Source organism: Streptomyces rhizoryzae, assembly GCF_023155275.1.
Taxonomy (GTDB): domain Bacteria; phylum Actinomycetota; class Actinomycetes; order Streptomycetales; family Streptomycetaceae; genus Streptomyces; species Streptomyces rhizoryzae.
The window spans coordinates 63765-79302 of record NZ_JALMUV010000016.1 but is presented as its reverse complement, the minus strand read 5'-3'; the positions used below and the strand labels follow the sequence as shown (position 1 = coordinate 79302).

Here is a 15538-nt window from a genome sequence, read left to right as displayed (position 1 = left end):
CCGGTGGGGCGGGCCTCAGCTGTCGAAGCCGAGGCCGAGCCGGTCGAGGGCCGTCAGCCAGAGGTTGCGCCGTCCGGAATTCCGGTCCGCGCGGGCGAGGGAGCGCCTGGTGGCCTGGATTCCCGCCCAGCGGACCGGTTCCGGCGGGAACGGCAGGGGCTTGCGCCGCACCATCTCCAGAGCGGTCCGCTCGGTCCGCTCCCCGGCCAGCAGGTCGAGCATCACCTCGGCGGCGAACCGGGTCGCCCCCACGCCCAGTCCGGTGAACCCGGCCGTATGGGCGACCCGGCCCCGGTGCGTGGTGTCGAAGAACGCGCAGAAGCGGGTGCTGGTGTCGATCGCACCGCCCCAGGCATGGGTGAAGCGCACCCCCTCCAGCTGTGGGAAGGTCCGGAAGAAGTGCCGGGCCAGGGTGGCGAAGGTCGCCGGCCGCTGGTCGTGCTCGGCGCGTACGCGGCCCCGGTAGTGGTAGACGGCGTCGTAGCCGCCCCACAGGATGCGGTTGTCGGCGGAAAGCCGCACGTAGTGGAACTGGTTGGCGGTGTCGGAGAACCCCTGCCGGTTGCGCCAGCCGACGGAGGCCAGCTGCTCGTGCGACAACGGCTCGGTCATCAGCGCGTAGTCGTACACGGGGACGGTGTAGAGGCGGTGCCGCTTGAGCAGGGAGGGGAAGGCGTTGGTGGCGAGGGCGACCCTCCTGGCGAGGACGCGGCCGTAGGCGGTCCGCACCGAGATCCCCGGGCCGGCCGCCGCGACGGCGGTGGCCGGGGTGTGCTCGTGGATGCGTACGCCGAGGTCCAGGCACGCCTGCTTGAGGCCCCAGGCGAGGCGCGCGGGATGGAGCATCGCCGTGCCGTCCTTGTCCCAGAGCCCGCCCAGGAAGGTCGGTGAGTTGATCTCGGCGCGGACCTGGCCGGCGTCCAGCAGGGTCTGCGCGCGGCCGTACCGGGCGGCGAGCGCGGCGAACTCGCGCACCTCGTCGACCTGGTACGGCTCGGTGGCCACGGTGAGGGAGCCGGTGCGCCGCCAGTCGCAGTCGATGCCGTACCTGTCGATCGTGTCCTCGATCGCCTGGAGGTTCCGCATGCCGAGCCGCTCCAGCTCGGCCAGCTCGCCGGGCCAGCGCGCCATGCCGTTGGCCAGGCCGTGGGTGAGGCTGTACTCGCAGAATCCGCCGTTGCGGCCGGAGGCGGCCCAGCCGATCTCCTCGCCTTCGATCAGGACGACGTCGCGGGCGGGATCGCGCTCCTTGGCGATCAGGGCGGTCCACAGACCGCTGTAGCCGCCGCCCACCACGAGCAGATCACAGCTCGTGTCGGCGACCAGGGCCGGCGCCGCCTGCGGGCGGCCGGGGTCGGCCAGCCAGAACGGGGTGGGGTCGGCGTCCTTGAGCGCGTGGACGGGATCCATGGCGGGCTCCTTGGGGGCAGGGGGGTGGCCTCCGGCTCCGCCCATCAGACCGCCGGCCCCGCCAAAGGGTCAACACCGTTGACATAAGCCGGGGCAGGGGACCGCGTGCCCCGGGTGCGAGGCCGACCGCACCCCGGCCGGCCGCGCTCCGGCCGGCCGCGCCCGGGGGCCGGTGCCCCGGCGGCGATCCGCTCCGCGCCGCGGGCCCCGGCACGGCGCACGGCGCGGGCGTCCGCTCCGGGCCTCAGTCCGCCTCCGCCCCCGCGCCCGCCCCGGGCAGCCTGGCCGCGACCGCGTCCAGCAGCAGCTCCAGCGCGAAGGGATAGCCGCTGCGCGGCATCTCGGCGGCCAGCAGGCGCACGGTGGCTGCGATGTTGGGGTGGGTGGCCGCGCCCAGGCCGCCGTAGCGGCCCTGCCACACCCCGAGGTCGGCCGCCTGCGCGGGGGCCGGCATGGCCAGCGCGGCCGCGTCCAGGGCCGCGAAGGCGAGCGCCTGGTCCACGAAGGCGTGGTAGATCCGTACCGCCGCCGGGTCGCGGAAGCCCGCCGACCGCAGCACGCCGAGGATCATCTCCACGGACCGCATCTCGTTGTCCCGCCCCGTCGTGCGGTGCGCCGCGAGCAAGGCGGCCTGCGGGTGCGCCTGGTACGAGGCGTGGATGCGCAGGCCCAGCTCGCACAGGTCGGCACGCCAGTCACCGGTGGGCCGCCAGCCGTGCTGGGCGCGGCCGATCAACTCGTCGGCGAGGGCCAGCAGCAGGTCGTCGGTGTTGCGGAAGTACCGGTACAGCGCGCTCGGATCGGCGCCCAGTGCGGCACCCAGCCGCCGGACCGTCAGCGCCTCCGCGCCGTGCTGGCCGACCAGCCGGAGAGCCGTCTCCACGATGACCCGCTCGGACAGCACCGTGCCCTGCTTCGTCGGCCTTCTGCGCCGTCGAAGCGGTTCGGGAACCACACGCTCAGCCATGGCCGGACCTTATGACAACGGCATTGACATGGGAAGAGGCAAGGTCTTCCATGACCTGCCATCGGGCCCTTCGGCCACGTTCCCCCTACCAACAAGGCGGAGATCATTGGCAGTTCCAGTACGGGACGCGGGCAGCACACCGGAAAGCAGCCCCCAGGCCCCCAAGACCGCAATGCGGAAGTCCATCGGCGTCGTCGACGGCATCGTCCTGGCCGCGTCGAGCACCGCGGCCACCAGCAGCATCGGCATCGGACTCGGACTGATGGCGGGCACCGTCGGGCTGCACCTGCCGGCGATCATGCTGCTGGCCTTCCTGCCCGTGCTCGGCATCGCCGGCGGATACGGGCGGCTCAACCGTGCCGAACCCCACGCCGGCAGCAGTTACCAGTGGGTGGGCCGGATCCTCAGCCCCTGGCTGGGCTTTCTGACCGGATGGGTCAACACCGTCGGCACGATCGTGTTCATGGCGTACACCACCACGGTGACCGGTTCGGCGATCATCCAACTCCTCGGCCAGGCCCACCTCCACAGCGTCGCGGGCCTCCGCCTCGACCCGGACTCCACCCTCCAGTCCACCCTCCTCGGCATGGCCGTCCTGGTCGCCGCCGCGCTGGTCGCCGTCCGCGGGCTCGACCTCGCCGCACGCCTCCAGAAATACCTGCTGGTCTTCGAGTACGGCGTGCTGCTCGCCTTCTGCGGCTACGGCCTGTTCGCCGGGAAGCAGCCCTTCTCGCTCCAGTGGTTCAACCCCTTCGACATCCCCTCGGCCGGAGCCCTCGCCCAGGGCGTGGTGCTCGCGGTCTTCTGCTACTGGGGTTTCGAGTCGGTCTTCAGCGTCGGCGAGGAGGTCACCGACCCGCGGGACGCCTCGCGCGGCGGGTTCCTGGCGCTGACCGTCATGCTGCTGTTGTTCCTGCTCGCCGGCACCGCCTTCCAGCGGGTCCTGCCGTTGGGCGAACTGTCCGACAACGGCGCACAGGGGCTCGCCTACTTCGGCACGAAGCTCGCCCACCAGCCGCTGGCCGCGCTGCCACTCATCGCCCTGATGCTCTCCGCGGTGGCGTCGCTCCAGGCGTCCGTCATCCCCACCGCGCGCGGAATGTACGCGATGGGCCGCGACGGCGTCCTCGGCCCCGTCTGGACGCGCCTGCACCCCCGGCACGGAACCCCCGCCGCCGGCACCCTGCTGATCACCGCGATCGCCCTCGTCCTGGCCCTGCTGGCGCTGGTCATCCCCACCGTCAGCGACTTGATCTCCGCCGCGGTCAACGCGATCGGCATCGTCGTCGCCCTCTACTACGCCCTCACCGCCACGGCCGCCGCCGTGCACTTCCGCCACCTGCTGCGCGCCTCACCGACGGAGGCGCTGCGCGCGGTCGTCGGACCGGTGCTGGGCGCGCTCGCCCTGCTCGCCGTCGGCGGCTACCTCGTCTGGACCTTCTACCGCTCCACCGATCACTTCGCACTCTCCGCCGACAACGGCTGGTTCGCGCTGCTCGTCCCGGTGCTGATGATCGTCTCCGGCCTCCTGGCCGCCGCGTGGGCCCGCGCACGCCGCCGGCCGCCCTACTTCTTCCCGTCCCGAGACGCCTCCTCCGCCGGCGCCCCGGACACCGCCGGCTGACCGGCCCGCTGCGGACGCCCGCACGGACCACGCCCCGTCTTCCCCGGCCCGCTCGCGGGCCACCGACCCACCAGGAGAAACACCCATGACCACGGCAGACCTGGTCTTCACCCACGGCCCCGTGCACACCGGGGACCCCGCCCGCACCCGGGCGAGCAGTCTCGCCGTCACCGGGGAGCGGATCACGGCCGTCGGCCACGACGAGGTACGCGAGCTGATCGGCCCGCGGACCGACGTCATCGACCTCCGGGGGAAGTTGCTGCTCCCCGGCTTCCAGGACGCCCACATCCACGCCGTCTACGGCGGTCTGGAGCTGGCCGAGTGCGACCTCACCGGCGCCCTGGAGGTCGACGCTTACCTGCGCCGCGTCCGGGAGTTCGCCGACGACCACCCCGAGAGCACCTGGATCACCGGTGGCGGCTGGTCCATGGAGAGCTTCGAGGGCGGCCTGCCGAGCCGGCACCTGCTCGACGCCGTGGTGCCGGACCGGCCGGTGTACCTCGTCAACCGCGACCACCACGGCGCCTGGGCCAACACCCGGGCACTGGAACTCGCCGGCCTCACCCGGAACACCCCGGACCCCGCGGACGGCCGGATCGAACGGGAGGAGGACGGCACGCCGAGCGGCGTCCTCCAGGAAGGCGCCACCGGCCTGGTGGCCCGGCTGGTGCCCGCGCGGACCGCCGCCGACCGTCTCGACGGCCTGCTGCGCGCGCAGCGGCTGCTGCACTCGCTCGGTATCACCGGCTGGCAGGACGCCCTGCTCGGCGAGTTCAACGGCCAGCCCGACCCCTCGGACGCCTACCTCGCCGCCGCCCGCGCGGGAACCCTCACCGCCCGGGTGAACGGTGCGCTCTGGTGGGACCGCGGCCGGGGCGCCGACCAGATCCCCGAGCTGGTCTCCCGCCGCGCGGAACTGAACCACGGCAGGTTCCGGGCCGGCTCGGTGAAGATCATGCAGGACGGCATCGCGGAGAACTTCACCGCCGCGATGACCACTCCGTATCTGGACGGCTGCGGCTGCGCCACCGCCAACCGCGGCCTGAGCTTCGTCGACCCGGTCGAGCTGCGCTCGTACGTCACCGCACTCGACGCGCTCGACTTCCAGGTGCACTTCCACGCCCTCGGCGACCGCGCGGTGCGCGAGGCGCTGGACGCGATCGAGGCCGCCCGCACCGCCAACGGCCGCCGTGCCACCCGGCACCACCTCGCCCACCTCCAAGTGGTCCACCCCGACGACATCCCGCGCTTCGCACAGCTCGGCGCGATCGCCAACATCCAACCGCTCTGGGCCGCCCACGAACCGCAGATGGACGAGCTGACCATCCCCTTCCTGGGGCCCGAACGCGCCACCTGGCAATACCCGTTCGGCTCCCTGCTGCGGGCCGGCGCGACGCTGGCGGCGGGCAGCGACTGGTCCGTGAGCAGCCCCGACCCGCTCGCCGGGATCCACGTCGCCGTCAACCGGAAGGAGCCCGGGGCAGCCGACGCACCGGTCTTCCTGCCGGAGCAGCGCCTCGACCTCGCCACCGCGATCGCGGCCTACACGGCGGGCTCGGCCCACGTCAACGGTCTGGACGAGGCCGGCACCCTGCGACCGGGCCACCTCGCCGACCTGGTGGTCCTCGACCGGGACATCTTCACCGCCCCGGCCGAGGAGATCCACACGGCCCGGGTCCTGCGGACCTACGTGGGGGGAGCGCTGGTGCACTCCGCCGCGTGACGGCCGCGCCGCCGAGCGCGGAGCCGTTCGCACGGCAGCGGGCCCTGGAAGCCGTCCAGGGCCCGCCGGAGGGGCGGACCGTCCGGCCTTGCCCCGTACCGGCGGGCCTTGCCTCGTGGGCAGGGGCTGTGCCAGGCAACCCGCGCGGCGATCCCGCCCTCTTCCTCGGTGAGCGAGGGGAGGCGCCATGGGGGCGGGCTGGCAGCGGGCGGTGGCCGTCGGCGTGTGCGGGGGAGTGCTGAGCTGCGGGATCCTGGCGTGGCCGGCCGTGGCGGCCGGGGATCCGCCGGCGATCAGCCAGGCGTTCGCGGGGCCCCGCCCCGGCGAGGCCATCGGCATCGATCTGCTCAACTTCACCCGCAAGCCGGGTATGGACCTGGTGGCCGAATCGCCGGTCTTCGCGGCCCCGATCCGGCTGGACGCCCCCGCGGAGGACACCGGCGGGGAAGGCGTCAAGGCGCCCATCCCGCCGACGGCCGAGCCCGGCAGGTATCCGCTCGTCGTCAAGGCCCACGGCAGGGTCATCGCCCGCGACACCATCGACGTCAAGCCTCCCAGGCTCCCCTCCGTCGAAGTGGACGGAGGCCGCGCCCGGCGGCCGGGCACCAAGGTGAACGTGTTCTTCGACGACCTGTACCCCGGGGAGACCGGGACGTCCTTCACCGTCCGCTCCACGGCGTTCCCTGCGCCGGTCCGACTCGCACACAGCAAGGGCTGGAACAACACCCGCGTCTTCAACGCCTTCGACGTGCCGCTGCGCACCACCCTGAAGGACGGCGCGTACACGCTCCGGGTGACCGATGCGCAGGGGAAGCGGAGGGCCCAGGCCCGGTTGGAGGTCCGCTCGGCCCACCCCGGCGACGACGACTACCTGGGCAGGGTCCAGGGCCCCGCGTTCTTCCGGGAGGCGGGCCGGGTGTTCGACGCCCGGGTCAGGGGTGTCACGGTCGCGGCGGGCCGGACGGTATTCGTCAGGTGGCAGGACGCGTATCCGGACCCGGGTGAGGAGGAGCGCATGACGGCGACATCCCCGGCGTTCCAGGCCCCGGCCGGACTGAGGTCGGATCCCCTGAAGGGCCACGAGCAGGATCCCCCGATGTACTGGGGCCCGGCGCGGCTCAGGACCGACCTGGAGCCCGGCTCGTATCCCGTCACTGTCGTCAGCCACCGCGGGCGGGTGAAGAAGACCAGCTACCTCGACGTCACCCGGGGCCCGGCGCACCACGGTGGCGAGCGGGGGCTGCCGATCGCGGTGTGGGCGGGCGCGGGCACCGGAACCCTCGCCCTAGGCGCCGCCGCCGCGGTGCCGCTCGTCCGCAGGCGCAGACGGGCGTCGCGGTCCTGACGCCCGCTCCCTCCGCGGCGGCGGGCCCCGCCGTCAGCGGAGGGACTCCCGGCGCCGGGCGAAGTGGGCGAGCAGCCGCCGCACCGCCTCGTCCCGAGCGAACCGCGGCTCCTCGGCGGCGACGCGCTGCGCGGCGTACAGGCGCACCAACTCCCTTTGTACGTAGTGCCCTTGGACGTCCTCTTCGAGGAGGTGGGCGTCGCACAGCTCGGCGAGGTGACGGCTGGTGCGGTCGGCGTCCCAGCCGGCCAGCACACCGGCGTCCTGGCTCTCCACGTACGGGCCGGGGTGCAGACCGAGGAAGCGGAAGAGCCGGGCGGCGCCGCTCGACAGGCCGCGGTAGCTGAGGTGGAGACAGGTCTCCATGGTCAGTTCCGTGCCGTGGGCGGACAGCTCCCGCAGCCGGCGGCGCTCGTCGGCCAGCTTGTCCGTCCAGCAGTCCAGCGACCACTCGGGGTGCGCCATCAGCCGGGCCGTCGCGATCCGCAGCGCCAGCGGCAGCCGGTCGCACCGCTCCACGAGCGCCCGAGCCGCCGCCGTGTCCGCCTCGATGCGCTTCCGTCCCAGCGCGTTGCCGAGTAACTGGAGCCCCTCCTCCGCGGCCAGCGGCCCCACCCTGACCAGCGCCGCACCGTCCCGCACCACGAGTCCGCTCAGGCGCCGCCGGCTGGTCACCACCGCCAGGCACCCCGGCGTCGCGGGCAGGAGGGGGCGCGCCTGCTCCGGGGAGCCGGCGTCGTCGAGCAGTACGAGCATCCGCCGGCCGGCGAGCAGCGAACGGTAGAGCGCCGCCGCTTCCGTCACCGCCTCGGGGATCCCCTTTTCCGGCACGCCCAGGGCCCGCAGCAACGCGGCCAGTACGGTGCCGGGCCGCATCGGGGGCCGCTCCAGGCCGCGCAGGTCCGCGAAGAGCTGCCCGTCGGGGAACTCCGCCTTGCGCAGGTGCGCCCACCGCACCGCCAGGGTGGTCTTGCCGGTCCCGCCCGCCCCGGCGAGCACCAGGCACGCGGGCCGTGGCACCCGGTCCAGGTGCTGGTCCAGCACCGCGAGGTCCCGCTCACGGCCGCAGAAGTCGGCGACGACGGGCGGCAACTGGGCGATCCGGGGCGGTGGCGGGTCCGCTCGGTGCCCGCAGGCGTACGGGGCGGCGGGCAGCGCCGCGCCCGGCTCCCCGGGGGACGGCCCGCAGCGGGGCCCCCGGGGTGGCGGCCCGGCGCGCGGCGGTGTGGCCGGTGCCGGGTGCCGCGCCGCGGACTGCGCGCGGCCGGCGGCCGGCGGAGGGCTGTGGCCGCCTCCGAGGACCGCCAGGTACGCCTGGCTGAGCGCCGGGCCGGGATCGATGCCCAATTGCTCCTTCAGGTGGCGGCGGGCACGGTGGTAGTGGTCGAGGGCCTCGGCCTGCCGGCCGCCGGCCTGGAGGGCACGCATCAGCAGCGCGGTCAGCTCCTCGTGGTGCGGGTGCTCCGCGATCCACCCGCTCAGTTCCGTGACCAGTTCGCCGTACCGGCCGAGCTCCAGCAGCCGTCTGCCGAGCTCCTGGAGCGCGGCCACCCGTGCCTGCGCCAGGCCGGCGCCCAGTGTCCGGCGCACCCGTTCTCCGGGCACGTCGGCCAGCGCCTCGCCCCGCCACAGCCCCAGGGCCTGCCGCAGCATCGCGACCGCCGCCGGGGGGTCGACGTCCCGGACACCGCCGACCAGGCTCCGGAAGCGATGCACGTCCACCGAGCCGGGGTCGGCGAGGAGGACGTACCCCGGCCCCCGCGTGGCGAGTTCGGCATGGCCCGCCAACAGCCGCCGCAGCCGGTGCACGTGATTGTGGACCACACCGCGGGCGCGGGCGGGCGGGTCCCCGTCCCATGCCAGGTCGATCAGCCGGTTCACCGGGACCGCCTGGTTGACCTCGCTGATCAGCACCGCGGCCACCGTACGGATGCGGCCTGCCCCCAGTGCCAACGGCACGCCCTGGTCCGTCTCGATCTCCACCGGCCCCAGGAGCCGCAACTGAACCATCGTGCCCTCTTGTGCATACCGTCGAACTGGGCGCGCCCTGACCGCCCTTGTCCAAGTAAAGACCACGAAAATGACCGCCGCGTGATCACCCCACGCCCCTCTCACCATGTGGACATGTCTGACGCGTACGGGTAGCGGCCGGAAGCGGTCCGATCACGGGAAACGGGCCGCGTGAGCACGGTATGAGCCGTTCATGAGCGGCTCCGCCGAGTCTGGTGTCCGTGCCGGAGCCGCGGTTCTCCCCGCTGCCCCGGCCTGCTCTCCGCCCATGCGGAGAGTGCCACCCCTCAGTTACCAAGGAGAACCATGTCCGCTTCTGGCGTCCTGAAGAAAAGCCTGGCCGCGATGGCCCTGGGAGCCGCGCTCACCGTCGCCGGTGCCGCCTTCCCCGCTACCGCCACGGCCGCCCCGGCCCCCGCCTCCGCGGCGGCGGGCGAGTCGCCGGTCAGCGTCGGCGCCAACGCCAACCTGAACTTCACCATCGACGTGCTCGGCATCGCCAACAAGATAGAGGCGTCCGTCAAGACCGCCCAGAATCGCGAGGGCTTCGTCAAGAACCTCCGGGAATCGGCGTTCTACGCCGCCGGAGGCCAGTACAACGTCATGGTGATGAACCTCAGCCAGGGCTACGAGGACCACCTCAACGGCGTGAAGACGTACGGCTCGGCGACCTACGACGGCGTGGTCTACGGCATCTGGGTCTTCGAGGACGGCGAGTTCACGAACGTCGGCGACGGAGGCTACCTCAACTGGGCGTTCCGCGGCTGGTACGACCGCCCGGACAACGGCGGCTACGTGAAGTTCTACCGCCCGTGACCGCCACTCCAGCCGGCCGACCCGCCGACCTGTAAGTGACGGGCCGTCATCATCCGACGGTCCGCCCCGAACCGGGGCGCCTTCACCACTCCCCCGGAGGGCGCCCCACCCCGATCGCCTCCGGAGCACCTCCCGCCGACGTCGCGCAAGAAGCGGCCTTCCCGTCGCGTACCCGACTGGCTTCGCGGGCATGCTCACGGCAGTCAGACGAGGGGGACGCGTGCGTGGCGTGTGGCTGTCGGTGACGGGCGGCGACCCGGTCGAGGAGGCGGCGGAGCTCGCGGACTGGTTGCGGCACGAACCGGAGCTGCGGGGGCTGGTCGCGTTCGCCGAAGCCGCGCCGGGGCCCGGTGAGCTGGGCGCGGTGGCCGACGCCCTGGTCGTCGCCGTGGGCAGCGGAGGGGCGTTGACGGTGCTGGGCGCGGCGCTCCGCGCGTATCTGTCTCAGCCGCGCAAGGCGGACATCCGGATCGAAGTACGGGCCGGCGACCGCAGTGTGACGGTGGCCGCCGAACGGGCAGCCGATGTCGAGGCCCTGCTCCGCGAAACCCTGCGGCACCTCGATGATCCGCGGCAGCCGGAATGAGAGCCCCGGAGCCTCGCGAGTCGCCGCCCGCGCGAGAAACGCTTCCGCACTACGTCTCGGCGGACCCGGCCACGGCCCGCGCGGTCGACCCCCGCCGCTCCCGGATCGTGCTGGCCGGCGCGGCGGCCTACGACGATCCACGGCTTACCGATGTTCCGGCCGTCGCCCACAACCTCACCGATCTCCGACGGGTGTTGATCGACCCGAGGCTGGGCGGTTTCGATCCCGCGTTCTGCTGGACCGCGCCCCCTGCGGCCGGCGTCGCCGAGGTCGGCGACCTGCTGGGACGGGCCGCTGCGGAGGCCGAGGAGCTGCTGCTCTTCTACTACAGCGGCCACGGACTACTCGAACCGCGCCGTCGCGAACTCTACTTGAGCCTGTCGGCCACCCGGCCGGACCGACCGCAGTTCACCGCCATGCCGTTCGAGGCGGTGCGCGACGTCTTTCTGGACAGCAGGGCGGCCGTTCGGGCGGTGATCCTGGACAGCTGCTTCAGCGGGCGAGCGATCAGCGCAACGCTGGCCGAGGACGCGGATGCCATCCTGGGTCAGCTCCAGGTAGCCGGGACGTACACCCTGGCCTCGTCCCCGGGAAGCCGGACGGCGCTGGTCCTCCCCGGAGAGCGGCACACGGCGTTCACCGAGCGGCTGCTGCGTCTGATGCGCACCGGTACCACGCGAGCCGGGGCCATGCTCAGCCTCGGCGACATCTACCGGCACCTGCAAGTCCAGCTCAGGGCCGAAGGGTTGCCGGCACCGCAGCAATGCGGCACCGAAACGGCCGACCTGCTGGGCCTGGTCCGCAACCGGCACCCTGACCGCAGGCCCGCCGCAGCGCCTGCGGCGCTGACGCACCGGACAACGCTGCACCTGGCCCACACCACGCGGCCGGACAGCTCGCAGAGCCCGAGCGGCCGCCCGTACTTTCGCATCAGCATCTACCTCACGAGCTTCGAGGACGCCGAACTCGATCGCGTCACCAAGGTCGTCTACCACCTGCACCCGACGTTCCCCGATCACGACCGCACGGTGACCGACCGGTCGAGCAACTTCGGGCTGGTGGTGCTGGGCTGGGGGGAATTCAACCTCACCGCCGACGTCCATCTGGCAGACCGCCGCGCCCCCATCCGGCTGGAGCGCTTCCTCAACATCTGACCAGACAGCACGACGACCCGCGGCGATGCGGGGGATTCCGTCCCGGACCGACCTGCGCGAAGGGTCTTTCAGTCGTTCCCTGCTCGCGCCCGGTTGATGAAGCCGGAACTCCCGGAAAAGTCCCGGACGACTCCCACGGACCGTGCCGTACGCGCGGCCCCGCTGGTCGCGGGAACTCATTCAGCAGGCATTCCGTCCCCCGAACGACGGTCGGGGCTCCCTGGTCAAGGGCAGACGTCTGACGCGTTACGACAGACGCGCCAGGGCCGCTTCGGACGGACTCCCGGTCGTCGCCTGATACACGATGATCACCTGTTGCTCGGCGCCGCCGACGGTGAGCGCCTGCCGTCGCAGGGCGAGGCTGCCGACGACCGGGTGCATGAAGCGCTTGAGTTCGTCACGGGCGGGCCGCGTCTCGTGCCGCATCCACAGACGACGGAACTCGTCGTCCGTCTCCAACTCGGCGACCAAGCAGGCGGTTTCGGGGTCGCGTGGGTCAGCTTCGGCACGCAGGGCTGCTGCGGTCTGCGCGGCTACCTCCGCCCAGTCGGGGAAGAGCCGGCGGGTCGCCGGGTCGAGGAACACCGCTCGGACCAGGTTGCTCCCGGGTTCATACATCGGGGCGAGCGCACGGGCCTGCTTGTTCGCCGCGAGCACGTCGAAGCGCCGGTCGCGCACGTAGGCGGGGCGGTCCGCCCACGCGTCGAGCAGCCGGTGCACGTCCGCGGAGACCTCGGTCCGCGACGGCGGCGCGGGGGCGGGCCCGACGAGGGCGTGCAGGTGGGCGGCGGCGTCAGCGTCCAACCGCAGCGCCTGCGCAAGGGAGCGCAGCACCTGGAGCGACGGGTGCCGGTCGACGCCCTGTTCGAGCCGGACCAGGTACGGCTCGCTGATTCCGGCGAGCCGGGCCAGTTCCTCCCGGCGCAGTCCTGCCACCCGGCGACGTCCGCCGGCGGGCACCGCCACATCCGCCGGAGCGACCTGTCCGCGCCGGGCCTTGAGGAAATCTCCCAGGAGATTGTCGACCACCATGCCGTGAGGGTAACCCTGGAGGGGTGCTGGCTGGTGAGGCGTAAGCGACGCAGGCTCGATGCCATGAAGAAGAAGACCTGGTTCATCACCGGCGCGTCCCGCGGCTTCGGCCGTATCTGGGCCGAGGCCGCTCTCGACCGCGGCGACCGCGTCGCCGCCACCGCCCGCGATCCCGAGACCCTGCGGCCCCTCCTTGACGCCTACGGGGACAACGTCCTCCCGCTCCGCCTTGACGTGACCGACCGCGTCACCGCCATCGCCGCGGTGCAACGGGCCGCCGAGTTCTTCGGCCGCCTCGACGTGGTCGTCAACAACGCGGGCTACGGTCTGTTCGGCATGGTCGAGGAAGCCACCGAGGAACAGGCCCGTGCGCAGCTCGACACCAATCTGTTCGGCCCGTTGTGGGTGACGCAGGCGGCTCTGCCGTACCTGCGGGCCCAGGGCAGCGGTCACATCCTGCAAGTCTCCAGCCTCGGTGGCCTCGCCGCCTTCCCCACGCTCGGGCTGTACAACGCCTCCAAGTGGGCCCTGGAGGGGATGAGCGAGGCCCTGGCCCAGGAGGTCGCTCCGTTCGGGATCAACGTGACCCTCGTGGAGCCCGGCCCCTACGGCACCGACTGGTCGGGCGCCTCCGGGGTGCACACCGAGCCGCTGCCCGCCTACGAACCCGTCCGCGCCGCGCGCCGGGCCGGTGCGTCCGCCCGCGCCCCCCAGGACGCGCGAGGCACCGCCGCCGTTGTCCTCGAACTCGTCGACACCGACGCACCACCCCTGCGGCTCTTCCTCGGCACCTACCCCTATCCGGTGGTCGAGGCGGCCTACCGGAAGCGGCTCGACACATGGAACGAATGGCGGCACCTCGCCTCCCGTGCCTGACCGGTACGGAGCACCCTGCGGCGTCCGGGGTTTCCACGTGTCACCTGCTACCTGCTGCCACCGGCAGGTGAGCGGGCGACGCCTCGACGGTATTACGTGATGCCGGCGAGCGCCGCTCGATCCGGAACGCGAAGGCGCCCGGGGGGCGGGGGCGTCGTTCGGGAGCGGGTGGCAGCAACGGAGCCACCCGCTCCCACAGGTCGTCCGGAACAAGATCAGTACGCACCCGGACACCCCGCCGACCAAGATCACCGACCGCAGGACTCACCGCTCGACTCATGCTGAAATGATCAGTTGGTCGATACTCTCCGCTGCACCTCGGTCTTCCCAGCGCACCCAGGCCGACAGTCAACTGGCCCGAACGAACCGCCTAACCGTAGAGCACGGCCTTGAGGAGATGGCGCTTCGTCAGGCCGTTGGGGGTGGTGAGTTCGACGCGGCGTTGGACGATCAGCACGCCGTGGTTGCCTTGGATGTCGTAGCCGATCTCGGTGGTGTCCGGGAGCACGGTGACCGCGCCGGGCCGGGTGGCGTCGAAGTCCAGGCGTTCCAGCAGTCGTTGGAGTTCCAGCTGGAGGGCCTCTTCCGGGTCGGGCAGCTGGGGAGGGGGCGGGCCGCTGACGGGCTGGTCGGACATCCCGAGGACCGCTCGGCAGGAGGAGACGATGGAGGTGACCGTGCCGTCGGCGGCGATGAGGACCTGAAACGTGCCGGCGCCGGGGGTGACGACCGGCAGCGTCCCGATGACTTGGCGGAACTCCACCAGCGTCGCCCGGTGCGTGGGCCTGAAGGGGGGCGGGATGCTCACGCGTGAGGTGCCCTCGTACAGGTGCGCGATCCGCTCCGCGCGCAGGAGGGGAGTCCACAGGCCGAAGGCGCGCAGGGCGTTTTCGGCGAGGGCGCGTGCCTGCTCGTCGGGGAGTGACGCTCCCCCGGTCTCGATGTGCTCGGCCAGCTCGGCCAGTTGCACGCACCAGCGGTCGCCGCCCGCCTCCAGCGTCAGGCGGCGCTCGCCCTCGACGGCAACCAGGCGCGAGTCCTCCAGGTGGAGGGCTTCGGGAGGGATGGCGAACCGACGGGCCAACTCCGGTGGCGGGACGGCGAAGCCGGGGTCGAGCACCGCGATCTGGAGGGTGGGCGGGTAGGCCAGGTTGGGTTCCTGAAGCCGGGCCACCTCTTCCAGGGACACCCACTCCCACACGACGGGGCCCACCGCCTCGGCCGAGAAGACCTTCTCCCGCCAGAGGCGTTCGTGGGTCTCAAGGGGCTGGACGCCGCAGGCCGTGGCCACGGGGATCTGGCCGGGGTCGGCGTCCCAGGAGGCCAGCAGGAAGGCCACGCTGAAGCAGAACCCCCAGCGCGCGTTGCGCACGAAGGCAGCCCCATAGGTGAAATCGTCGCTACAGCTGGTCTCGTACCCGAAGATCATGCGGAAGCCGCGGTTGGGCGGTCCCCATGCCTGCCACGGCTTGCCGTCCTTGATGAGCGTGGAGTTGCAGGTGGACCAGAAGACGTAGCGGCAGCGCCGGGCTCCGATCGTCATCCGGTCCGAGAAGGCGTCGCAGCCTTCGTGGTCGTCTTCCTCGTGGTGCAGGAGCGCGGCATAGACCCCTTGGTCGTTGGTGCCTCCGTGGCCGCTGTGGTAGGAGACCACGTTGGTGTCGATCCCCTCCGGCAGGGTCGGGTCGTGGTACAGGGCGCTGTGCACGGCAGCGTCCTTGAACGAGAACGTCAGCGGGACCCGGAGGCTTGCCGCCAGGGCATCGACCTCGGCACCGGGGTGGTCCAGGTCGCTGTTGTCCTCGCAGAGTGTCTTGGTCACGCTGAACGCCCCCGCGTAGCGGCCGGTGATGCCCGGCTCGAACAACGGGTCCGTCGCCACAGGCACCGACGGCCAGGAGCGCGGACGCGGAATCAGGTGCTGTTGCTGCTCGTCCACCGACACAGTTCCTCCCTCGTGTTCCGGCTTTCTTTCGCGTAGCAGCGGGGTACCGC

At 72.5% G+C, this 15538-nt stretch carries 12 protein-coding genes and 1 pseudogene; 7 read left to right on the top strand and 6 right to left on the bottom strand.

Annotated features, from left to right (window positions below; translation table 11 throughout):
* Positions 1-15: 15 nt before the first annotated feature.
* Together MUU72_RS15435 and MUU72_RS15430 are read right to left on the bottom strand one after the other, a co-directional pair.
* Positions 16-1410 carry an NAD(P)/FAD-dependent oxidoreductase gene (locus tag MUU72_RS15435; protein WP_248013822.1) on the bottom strand — a complete coding sequence of 465 codons (1395 nt, stop codon included), beginning with the start codon at positions 1408-1410 and terminating at the stop codon, positions 16-18.
* A 244-nt stretch (positions 1411-1654) separates the two neighbouring features.
* Entirely contained in the window at positions 1655-2377 is a 723-nt protein-coding gene (locus MUU72_RS15430) for a TetR/AcrR family transcriptional regulator (protein WP_248013821.1), read from the bottom strand.
* A 172-nt stretch (positions 2378-2549) separates the two neighbouring features.
* On the opposite strand from MUU72_RS15430, the gene MUU72_RS15425 reads away from it, so the two are divergent.
* The 3 genes from MUU72_RS15425 (at position 2550) to MUU72_RS15415 (ending at position 7069) form a co-directional block, all read left to right on the top strand.
* Positions 2550-4001: an APC family permease gene (locus tag MUU72_RS15425; RefSeq protein ID WP_248013873.1), complete on the top strand. Its 1452-nt coding sequence runs from the start codon at positions 2550-2552 to the stop codon at positions 3999-4001.
* Between the two features lie 85 nt (positions 4002-4086).
* Positions 4087-5724, top strand: coding sequence for an amidohydrolase (locus tag MUU72_RS15420; RefSeq protein WP_248013820.1), 1638 nt, complete (start codon positions 4087-4089; stop codon positions 5722-5724).
* Between the two features lie 187 nt (positions 5725-5911).
* Positions 5912-7069, top strand: a complete 1158-nt coding sequence (locus MUU72_RS15415) for a hypothetical protein (protein ID WP_248013819.1) — start codon at positions 5912-5914, stop codon at positions 7067-7069.
* A gap of 33 nt (positions 7070-7102) precedes the next feature.
* Here the strand turns inward: MUU72_RS15415 and MUU72_RS15410 are convergent, their stop codons facing one another.
* Positions 7103-9079 (bottom strand): AfsR/SARP family transcriptional regulator, encoded by a 1977-nt coding sequence (locus MUU72_RS15410; RefSeq protein WP_248013818.1) that lies wholly within the window; start codon positions 9077-9079, stop codon positions 7103-7105.
* Between the two features lie 306 nt (positions 9080-9385).
* Between MUU72_RS15410 and MUU72_RS15405 the strand changes: the two genes are divergently transcribed.
* The 3 genes from MUU72_RS15405 to MUU72_RS15395 all read left to right on the top strand — a co-directional run bounded on the left by MUU72_RS15405 (position 9386) and on the right by MUU72_RS15395 (position 11635).
* The gene (locus MUU72_RS15405) at positions 9386-9895 is read left to right on the top strand and encodes a stress protein (protein WP_248013817.1); all 510 of its coding nucleotides are present in this window, start codon (positions 9386-9388) and stop codon (positions 9893-9895) included.
* Positions 9896-10115: 220 nt separating this feature from the next.
* Positions 10116-10481 carry an effector-associated constant component EACC1 gene (locus MUU72_RS15400; protein ID WP_248013816.1) on the top strand — a complete coding sequence of 122 codons (366 nt, stop codon included), beginning with the start codon at positions 10116-10118 and terminating at the stop codon, positions 10479-10481.
* Positions 10482-10588: 107 nt separating this feature from the next.
* Complete coding sequence (locus MUU72_RS15395) at positions 10589-11635, top strand: caspase, EACC1-associated type (protein WP_248013815.1); 1047 nt, start codon at positions 10589-10591, stop codon at positions 11633-11635.
* 246 nt (positions 11636-11881) lie between these two features.
* On the opposite strand, the gene MUU72_RS15390 is transcribed toward MUU72_RS15395, so the two are convergent.
* Positions 11882-12667: a helix-turn-helix domain-containing protein gene (locus MUU72_RS15390; protein WP_248013814.1), complete on the bottom strand. Its 786-nt coding sequence runs from the start codon at positions 12665-12667 to the stop codon at positions 11882-11884.
* 63 nt (positions 12668-12730) lie between these two features.
* Here MUU72_RS15390 and MUU72_RS15385 point away from each other — a divergent pair, with 63 nt between their 5' ends.
* Positions 12731-13543 (top strand): SDR family oxidoreductase, encoded by an 813-nt coding sequence (locus tag MUU72_RS15385; RefSeq protein WP_248013813.1) that lies wholly within the window; start codon positions 12731-12733, stop codon positions 13541-13543.
* A 98-nt stretch (positions 13544-13641) separates the two neighbouring features.
* Here MUU72_RS15385 and MUU72_RS15380 read toward each other — a convergent pair.
* Together MUU72_RS15380 and MUU72_RS15375 are read right to left on the bottom strand one after the other, a co-directional pair.
* A pseudogene (locus MUU72_RS15380) lies at positions 13642-13769 on the bottom strand (IS5/IS1182 family transposase); the annotation flags it as partial.
* A 144-nt stretch (positions 13770-13913) separates the two neighbouring features.
* A complete protein-coding gene (locus MUU72_RS15375; protein WP_248013812.1) occupies positions 13914-15482 on the bottom strand; it encodes a DUF6345 domain-containing protein in 1569 nt (522 codons plus the stop codon).
* Between the last annotated feature and the right edge of the window lie 56 nt (positions 15483-15538).

What these genes read in the sequence shown, in the direction of transcription:
- MUU72_RS15430 (WP_248013821.1), bottom strand. Translation starts at nt 2,377, where the DNA reads ATGGCTGAGCGTGTGGTTCCCGAACCGCTTCGACGGCGCAGAAGGCCG.
- MUU72_RS15405 (WP_248013817.1), top strand. Translation starts at nt 9,386, where the DNA reads ATGTCCGCTTCTGGCGTCCTGAAGAAAAGCCTGGCCGCGATGGCCCTG.
- MUU72_RS15425 (WP_248013873.1), top strand. Translation starts at nt 2,550, where the DNA reads ATGCGGAAGTCCATCGGCGTCGTCGACGGCATCGTCCTGGCCGCGTCG.
- MUU72_RS15385 (WP_248013813.1), top strand. Translation starts at nt 12,731, where the DNA reads ATGAAGAAGAAGACCTGGTTCATCACCGGCGCGTCCCGCGGCTTCGGC.
- MUU72_RS15410 (WP_248013818.1), bottom strand. Translation starts at nt 9,079, where the DNA reads ATGGTTCAGTTGCGGCTCCTGGGGCCGGTGGAGATCGAGACGGACCAG.
- MUU72_RS15415 (WP_248013819.1), top strand. Translation starts at nt 5,912, where the DNA reads ATGGGGGCGGGCTGGCAGCGGGCGGTGGCCGTCGGCGTGTGCGGGGGA.
- MUU72_RS15420 (WP_248013820.1), top strand. Translation starts at nt 4,087, where the DNA reads ATGACCACGGCAGACCTGGTCTTCACCCACGGCCCCGTGCACACCGGG.
- MUU72_RS15390 (WP_248013814.1), bottom strand. Translation starts at nt 12,667, where the DNA reads ATGGTGGTCGACAATCTCCTGGGAGATTTCCTCAAGGCCCGGCGCGGA.
- MUU72_RS15435 (WP_248013822.1), bottom strand. Translation starts at nt 1,410, where the DNA reads ATGGATCCCGTCCACGCGCTCAAGGACGCCGACCCCACCCCGTTCTGG.